The sequence below is a fragment of the Vibrio sp. OPT41 genome, assembly GCF_015163595.1.
GTDB lineage: Bacteria > Pseudomonadota > Gammaproteobacteria > Enterobacterales > Vibrionaceae > Vibrio > Vibrio alginolyticus.
This window is the reverse complement of the sequence record NZ_JADDYH010000002.1, coordinates 1-614: the sequence shown is the minus strand read 5'-3', so window position 1 is coordinate 614 and position 614 is coordinate 1. Positions and strand designations below refer to the sequence as shown.

General features: G+C 50.8%; 1 rRNA gene. It reads left to right on the top strand.

Features of this window, described 5'->3' with window-relative positions:
- A 23S ribosomal RNA gene (locus IQP38_RS00180) occupies positions 1-614 on the top strand; the annotation flags it as partial.

Sequence of the window (614 nt, the reverse complement as noted above, 5' to 3'; positions counted from 1 at the left end):
TGTGACTGCGTACCTTTTGTATAATGGGTCAGCGACTTATATTCAGTGGCAAGGTTAACCATCTAGGGGAGCCGTAGGGAAACCGAGTCTTAACTGGGCGTTCAGTCTCTGGATATAGACCCGAAACCAGGTGATCTAGCCATGGGCAGGTTGAAGGTTGAGTAACATCAACTGGAGGACCGAACCGACTAATGTTGAAAAATTAGCGGATGACTTGTGGCTAGGGGTGAAAGGCCAATCAAACCTGGAGATAGCTGGTTCTCCCCGAAAGCTATTTAGGTAGCGCCTCGGACGAATACTACTGGGGGTAGAGCACTGTTAAGGCTAGGGGGTCATCCCGACTTACCAACCCTTTGCAAACTCCGAATACCAGTAAGTACTATCCGGGAGACACACGGCGGGTGCTAACGTCCGTCGTGGAGAGGGAAACAACCCAGACCGCCAGCTAAGGTCCCAAATTACTACTAAGTGGGAAACGATGTGGGAAGGCTCAGACAGCCAGGATGTTGGCTTAGAAGCAGCCATCATTTAAAGAAAGCGTAATAGCTCACTGGTCGAGTCGGCCTGCGCGGAAGATGTAACGGGGCTAAGTAGTAAACCGAAGCTGCGGCAAT